Origin of the sequence: Nostoc sp. CHAB 5715 (assembly GCF_020829685.1) — a bacterium.
GTDB lineage: Bacteria > Cyanobacteriota > Cyanobacteriia > Cyanobacteriales > Nostocaceae > Nostoc.
In genome coordinates, this window is record NZ_JAIVFR010000319.1 from 1 (window position 1) to 7172 (window position 7172).

Sequence of the window (7172 nt, forward strand, 5' to 3'; positions counted from 1 at the left end):
GATATCGCTAAAACGCAGGATACCGTGAAGCAACATACCCGTGAAACTATCCACAGATGCTTTTAAATCTATATCTGAGGATACCGTGCCCTTTTCTTGACTCTTTTGCAAGTACACAACTAGCTGCTCACGCAGCGATTTGTCAGTTTCGTATAAAATCAGACGGGCGGCTTGAGGATGTCGCTTCGCTTCCCCAATAAATGTCCGAATCAGGTCTTTATGCTCTTCTATCATCTGGTTGCAAAGCCTTGCATAATTCTTAAGGTCAATGTATAGGTCTTGAGTCCAGTCCCCGTGATCGGTTAAAGCTTCTGTTTGTAAAGCGATCGCTTCGGTAATCACAGCAGCTAGTAGTTGCTCTTTGGTCTGGAAATGACGAAATAAAGTTACCTCATTGACCGCAGCAACACGAGCAATTTCTCGCGTTGTCGCTCCAGTTAAACCTGCTGTTGCAAACACCTGAGTTGCTGCCTCGATCAAGCGTGCATGAGTTTGTGCCGTCCTTGATGCTAAGTTTTTCATAAGCGTTTGCAAGTGCTTGCTTGCATTATAACCACATAAAAGATGAGACTAGTATAAGTTACAGATGAGTTTATCGCTCTTAAGTATTAGTGAATACTGATTTTAGGGAAAAGAAAAGTATGAAAAACTCCACCCACAAGGGGATGGAGTTTTTGGGCATGGGGAACAGGGCATGGGGCATGGGGAAGAGTCACCAATGCCCAATGCCCAATGCCCCAAGTCGACGGGCGGCTGTTCCTCTCCACCCACAAGGGGATGGAGTTTCCCGCCGACTTCCAATGAAGCGATGCCAACTCTTGGAGAGGCTACGCCTACGCTGTTAATTGAGCTTTATTAAGCAAGGTTGTAAGTTTCATCAAGTTATCCTCACCAAGAACGACGTGCAATTAATAAGTGTTCTCTAGAATCGTATTTTTGAGCAGTCTTAACCTCCTACACTTAGGTCACCCGATCGGTTGATTTTCAACTCACCCGAATGGGTGATTTAATTTTTCCTAATTACGGTTTTGTCTTCCCAGTTGCTTAATGTTACCTAATTAACCAGGGCTATTTCATTCTCATCTAGCCCGCCTCAGAATAAATTCTGAGGCTAATAACAAAAGTCGTCTAAAGACGACTAAGAAAGGTTTTTAGTCCACTTTAGTGGACTTAAGCTATGAGCCGCGGAACTTTACTTCTGGGCGGTTTATGTTTAGAACGAAATAGCCCTGCCTAATTAACAAAGCATCCCATTTTTGGAAAAAATCTCCAGTATCCAGACATATTAACCATCCACAACTGATTTCTTGGAATTCAATTTCGGCAAGATACCTAAAGTTGATTTTCGGTTAGCAACAATATGAGAAAGCAGCCCTTCATATCGATTAAGTGCTTGCTCCAAGGAATAGTTTTCTTCGGCAAACTGTCTTCCTGCATTACCTAGACTTGTTCCTAGAGTAGGATTAGTATATAAATCATGCACCGCAGCAGCCATTGCATCGGGTGATTCTGGCTCAACAATTATCCCACCACCACTGAGTTTGATTGCTTTTGCAGCAGTACCAGTAGCGGGAACTGAACCCAAAATCGGGCGACCACTCGCCAACAGTAGTGGTATTTTTGAAGGCATATTGAACGAAATCACATTGCGTTTTTGCACAATCAACCCAACATCAGATGCTGCTAGCATTTCGGGTAGTTTTTCTCGCGGCTGCAACGGTAGCAGCAAAACATTATCTGCTCTATTTAAAAGACAATATTTTTGCAACCTTTGTAATGCTATTGATTCACCAACGATGACAAAGACAATCTCCTTTATATGACGTAAGCAAACTGCTGCTTCTATTACTGTTTCTAAACCTTGCGTTAGAGCAATGTTGCCCGAATAAAGTACTACAAATTTCCCATCAAGTTGATGGCTAGATATCCAGGAATTGTTCTGTTTTGGTAAGGGACAGATGAAATTTACATCCACCCAATTGGAAATACAAACAATTTTATTAACAGGTACTCCCTTATTCACTAAATTATCACGAAACCCATCGGCAATTACACTAATAGTGTGTGCAGACCGATATGCAAATTTCTCTAAGGCTGCAAGAGTTTGGATCATCCACTTGTTCTTCAATAGCCCTATACGTACCGCAGCTTCTGGTAGAATATCTTGCACATTCAGAACTACTGGGCAGTTGTATAACCAACCAAATATTGTTACTGGTAAAGTACCGAAAAGAGGTGGAACTGTTAAGATAATAACATCGGGGCGTCCACCTTTAAAGGCTTGGGGTAAGCTCGTAAAAACAAAGCTCAACTCTAGCAACAGCCGATCTAACAGATTCGGTTTAGATTTAATTCGCAGGTAACTTCGTTCAATGGTGACGCCATTTGTTTGTTCAGTAACGTACCACTTACCGCGATACTCATCGTAAATTTCGCGCTGAGGATAGTTGGGCATTCCCGTAATCACCCGCACTTTGTGACCTCGTTTTACTAGTCCTTCTGCTAATTCAGTCATTAACGGAGCAATACCAATTGGCTCTGGATGATAGTTATAGGAATAAATCAGAATGTGCATGAGCTATTTGTGAATTTTGTGAAGACAGCCGGATATAATCAGAATTTATTCCTTAATAGTCAGTATGGGCTGCTACTTTTATTACTTCTTTTAATTTGTAAATTTGCTTCATTAACAGTGCATTAAACATTGTTGATGAATTTTTTAGTGGTTTTTAAAAGAGAATTTTTATACTGCATAAAGCACTTAAAAATCAAAATATCACCTTGTGTAATTAACTTAGGTTCTTAGAGGTGGTTTTAAAAGTTCCAGAAGGGAAGGTATAATTTTCTGGTTCTGACTTGGATGAACTACAACGAAAAAACAAAGTTTCACCTATGTACTGAAATGCTTCACTGTGTTCACCATCAGAGTAAAATACCCTTTTAAAACATCCTCTTCTAGACATAGTTTTTAGTTTCTGGTTATTTATGACAATATTTGTCCTGGTTGTTTCTGAACTAATGCCTAAATTTACACTTGGGGGATTGTACCATCATATTCAAGCTCGTGCATATAACCCGCATTCCGCCCTTTAAACTGGCACATAGTGTTGATGACCAATCAATGAGTTTGAATGATAGCCCTACCAGTTCACTGAATTAGTAGGGCTAGAATAGAGATTCAGTAAATTTGGCAAGCTCTGACTAGAAAGCCCTAATTTCTAGCAAGAGGCTTGCTTTTTTTTCAAAGATGAACTTACACCCAACGCAGCAAATGCTAGCAAACCCAACAGAGAAGCAGGTTCAGGAACTTTGGATACCCGAATAGAGCCAGAATTTTGATCTAATGTTCTAAATGCTGACTGCTGATCGATATCCTGACGTAAGAACAAAGAGTCGCCAACCGTTCCCTGAAAGTAATATTCTCCAATTACACCCGTTCCTCCTGCTATATCAAAGGGGCCAAACAATGTCTGAGTGGAAGTATCAAAGTTGAATTTAAAGAAATCAGATTCTGACACTCCACCAGCAACGGTGTTATAAGTTCCCAGAAGATTTTTAGATGGATCTAAGAAGGAGACATTCAAGGATTGTAAAAAGTTGGTTGCTCCACTACCACTTTCTGAAATAATTGTAGGTGCTGTAGTTTCGTCGTAGCTGAATGAACCTGTTGCTGAGTAACCAGCATCACCTAGCCAGTTAAAGTTTAACTCAATAGCCTGGGCTGGGTTGTTAGCAGCAGCGATCGCAACACTAAAAGCAGCACTGGTTGCTGCGATCGCGGCGATTTTGGCGAAAATGTTTTTCATTCCTATAACTCCAAAGTTGATTTAAATGATGCATATATCAATGCATCAAACAAAACTAAGCTTACGATAGAAACATCTGTACGTAAATACCGCATAAAATATGGTAGGAAATATAATGAATCAATGAAAAGAAACACTTTTTTATGAAGTTTTGGAGAAAATGCCAAGTTTATAGCGATGTCTTACGACAAGCCGCAACTCTACCAGACGCACTCGCGTTTGCGTCTACGCTCCTTTGTTTTGTATGGAATACACTCTGACCTAATTTCCATTCCTCATTTATCTATAGGATTTTCCCCTTGTCCTGTTCAATGACCGATTAAGCTAAAAATCACGAGCGATCGCTTGAGAATAACTGATAAAGTTGAGCTACGCAAAGTTGAAAACAGTGTTATATGCCTGCGTTTCTATTAGAAGTTGGTACAGAAGAACTACCTGCAAGTTTTCTCAGTGATGCTTTAGTGCAATGGCAGGAGCGCATTCCCCAAAGCCTGGAAGCAAACAGCCTTAAGGGTGAAAGTGTCCAGGTGTACGGTACTCCCCGGCGTTTGGCGGTAGTGATTAAAGGTTTACCATCCCAGCAACCAGACCGAGAAGAAGAAATTAAAGGGCCCCCCGCCCAAGCCGCCTTTAAAGATGGTCAGCCGACAGCGGCAGCAGCAGGCTTTGCCAGAAGGCAAGGGGTGGAACTGGATGCGCTGTTTGTTCGCCCCACTGACAGAGGGGAATTTGTCTTTGTGCAAAAAAGAATTTCTGGCCGTCCTGTGGCAGAAATTTTGACAGAACTAATTCCCCAGTGGATTTGGGGTTTAGAAGGTAAGCGGTTGATGCGTTGGGGGAATGGGGATGCGAGGTTTTCCCGACCAATTCGCTGGCTGGTAGCTTTATTAGACGATACGATGCTACCTCTAGAATTAGTAAATGGTTCTAAAACGATTCAGAGCGATCGCATTTCTCAAGGTCATCGGGTCTTACATCCTGAACCTGTGACAATTGCCCAAGCTACTGATTATGTTACCGCTCTTAAGTCTGCTTATGTCAACGTTGACCCAGAAGAACGGGCAAATATTATCAAAGAGCAAGTAAAAGCAGTAGCAGAGAATTTAGGCGGGTATACGGTAATTTACCCCGATTTGTTAGAGGAAGTAACCAATCTCGTAGAATATCCTTCTACAGTTGTCGGTAAATTTGAACCAGAATTTTTGGAATTACCAACTGAGGTAATTACTGAAGTCATGGTTACTCACCAGCGTTATTTCCCTGTCTTCAAACCAGATAGTTTTGAGCAAGAATTATTGCCCAATTTCATCACCATTTCTAACGCTGATCCCAAGAAATCAGATATTGTTGCCGTCGGTAATGAAAGAGTAATTCGTGCCAGATTAGCTGATGGCAGATTTTTCTACGAAGCTGATTTAACTAAGCCGTTAGAAAGCTTTTTACCACAGTTAGAAAAAGTTACGTTCCAAGAAGAATTAGGTTCGGTGCGTACCAAGGTAGATAGAGTAGTTAAGATTGCCGAGCAAATAACCACCCAATTAGAATTAGCGGAAAATCAAAGCCAAAAAATCCAACGTGCTGCTTTATTATGTAAAGCAGACTTGGTTACTCAAATGGTGTATGAATTCCCCGAATTGCAAGGCATTATGGGCGAAAAATATGCCTTAGCCAGTGGTGAAGATGGAGAAGTAGCAAAGGCAATTTATCAACATTATTTGCCCACAGGAGCCAGTGATAATTTTCCCGAAACACTCACTGGTCAAATTGTCGGTTTGGCAGATAGATTAGATACCTTGGTGAGTATTTTTGGTTTAGGTTTAATTCCCTCCGGTTCTTCTGATCCCTTCGCCTTGCGCCGTGCTGCTAATGCTGTAGTTAAAATTACTTGGTTTTATAATTTGCCGATAAAATTAGATGATTTATTAGCGCAAATATCCACAGATTTTGCAGCGAAATATAATAAAGAGCAGGCATTATTAACCGCAGCATTACAAGAGTTTTTCTTACAACGCATCCGCACTTTACTACAAGAAGAAAAGCAGATTGATTACGACTTAGTAAATGCAGTTTTGGGAGAAAATGATCCAGAATACACAGAACGGGCGTTAAAAGATTTATTGGATGTACGCGATCGCGCCTTATACTTACAACAAATCCGCAACGACAGTACTTTAGATAACATCTACGAAACCGTTAACCGTTCCACACGATTAGCCGCCCAAGGTGATTTGGATACAAAACAGTTAGAACCGACAACCGTAGTTCGTCAAGAATTATTCCAAAAGCCCTCTGAAGTAGCTTTGTATAATGCCTTAATCGAATCAGTACCGCTTTCCTTAGCAGCACAGCAGACACGAAATTATCAACTGTTAGTAGCAGCACTAGGAAAAATTGCTCCGACAGTTAGTAATTTCTTTGATGGCCCAGATAGCGTATTAGTTATGGACTCCGATCCAGAAGTTAAACGTAATCGATTGCACTTACTTGGATTAGTTCGCAATCATGCCCGTGTTCTAGCTGATTTTGGTGCGATCGTCAAAAATCTGTAGCGTAGGTCAACAAAAAGTTGTGTAATTTTTGCCAATAGACGCTACTATAGGGAGTGCTTAACCAGGGACACTCTGCTGCAATCTATGTCCAGAGCTACTGTAATTGGATTGGGAAAGTCCGGTGTTGCTGCGGCGAGATTGTTGAAACGGGAAGGTTGGGAGGTAGAGCTAAGTGATAGCAACACCTCCGAAACCCTCCTACAACAACAACAAGAACTCGCTGCCGAGCAAATAACTGTGAAACTAGGCCAATCCCTAGAATTGAATGGTGCTAATTTACCCCACTTAATAGTCGTTAGTCCTGGCGTGCCTTGGGATATTCCCGTATTAATCAAGGCACGGCAATTAGGTATTGAAACCATTGGGGAAATGGAACTCGCTTGGCGAAATTTGCGATCGCTACCTTGGGTAGGAATTACTGGTACTAACGGCAAAACTACTACCACAGCTTTAATTGCTGCCATTTTCCAAGCAGCAGGCTTAAATGCACCCGCCTGCGGTAATATTGGCTACGCCGCTTGTGATGTTGCCTTATCTTGGGGGGGGAAAGGGGCAGGGGGAGATGAGGGAGCAGAGGGAGATGGGGGAGATGAGGGAGCAGGGGGAGATGGGGGAGATGAGGGAGAAAATTTTACTTCCTCATCCCCCTCATCCCCCTCATCCTCCTCATCCCCCTCATCCCCCTCATCCCCCTCATCCCCCTCATCCCCCTCATCCCCCTCATCCCCCTCATCCCCCTCATCCCCCTCATCCCCCTCATCCCCCTCATCCCCCTCACTCGATTGGGTGATTGCGGAAATTAGCAGCTATCAAATAG

General features: G+C 42.2%; 6 protein-coding genes. 3 read left to right on the plus strand and 3 right to left on the minus strand.

Annotation, left to right across the window (positions count from 1 at the left end; genetic code table 11):
- A partial coding sequence (locus LC574_RS18425) for a TetR/AcrR family transcriptional regulator (RefSeq protein WP_229454848.1) occupies positions 1-522 on the minus strand: 522 nt, incomplete at its 3' end.
- 172 nt (positions 523-694) lie between these two features.
- Here LC574_RS18425 and LC574_RS18430 point away from each other — a divergent pair.
- Positions 695-859 carry a hypothetical protein gene (locus tag LC574_RS18430; protein ID WP_229454849.1) on the plus strand — a complete coding sequence of 55 codons (165 nt, stop codon included), beginning with the start codon at positions 695-697 and terminating at the stop codon, positions 857-859.
- Between the two features lie 426 nt (positions 860-1285).
- Here LC574_RS18430 and LC574_RS18435 read toward each other — a convergent pair whose 3' ends face one another.
- Both LC574_RS18435 and LC574_RS18440 read right to left on the minus strand, forming a co-directional pair.
- Complete coding sequence (locus LC574_RS18435; RefSeq protein ID WP_229454850.1) at positions 1286-2575, minus strand: glycosyltransferase family 4 protein; 1290 nt, start codon at positions 2573-2575, stop codon at positions 1286-1288.
- A gap of 643 nt (positions 2576-3218) precedes the next feature.
- Positions 3219-3806: a PEP-CTERM sorting domain-containing protein gene (locus tag LC574_RS18440; RefSeq protein WP_229454851.1), complete on the minus strand. Its 588-nt coding sequence runs from the start codon at positions 3804-3806 to the stop codon at positions 3219-3221.
- Positions 3807-4201: 395 nt separating this feature from the next.
- On the opposite strand from LC574_RS18440, the gene glyS reads away from it, so the two are divergent.
- Together glyS and LC574_RS18450 are read left to right on the plus strand one after the other, a co-directional pair.
- Positions 4202-6355 carry a glycine--tRNA ligase subunit beta gene (gene glyS / locus LC574_RS18445; protein ID WP_229454852.1) on the plus strand — a complete coding sequence of 718 codons (2154 nt, stop codon included), beginning with the start codon at positions 4202-4204 and terminating at the stop codon, positions 6353-6355.
- Between the two features lie 84 nt (positions 6356-6439).
- Positions 6440-7172: Mur ligase family protein (locus LC574_RS18450; protein ID WP_267871587.1), on the plus strand; the 733-nt coding region annotated here is incomplete at its 3' end.

Coding starts and splice junctions, on each gene's coding strand:
- LC574_RS18430 (WP_229454849.1), top strand. CDS start 695: ATGGGGCATGGGGAAGAGTCACCAATGCCCAATGCCCAATGCCCCAAG.
- LC574_RS18435 (WP_229454850.1), bottom strand. CDS start 2,575: ATGCACATTCTGATTTATTCCTATAACTATCATCCAGAGCCAATTGGT.
- LC574_RS18440 (WP_229454851.1), bottom strand. CDS start 3,806: ATGAAAAACATTTTCGCCAAAATCGCCGCGATCGCAGCAACCAGTGCT.
- glyS (WP_229454852.1), top strand. CDS start 4,202: ATGCCTGCGTTTCTATTAGAAGTTGGTACAGAAGAACTACCTGCAAGT.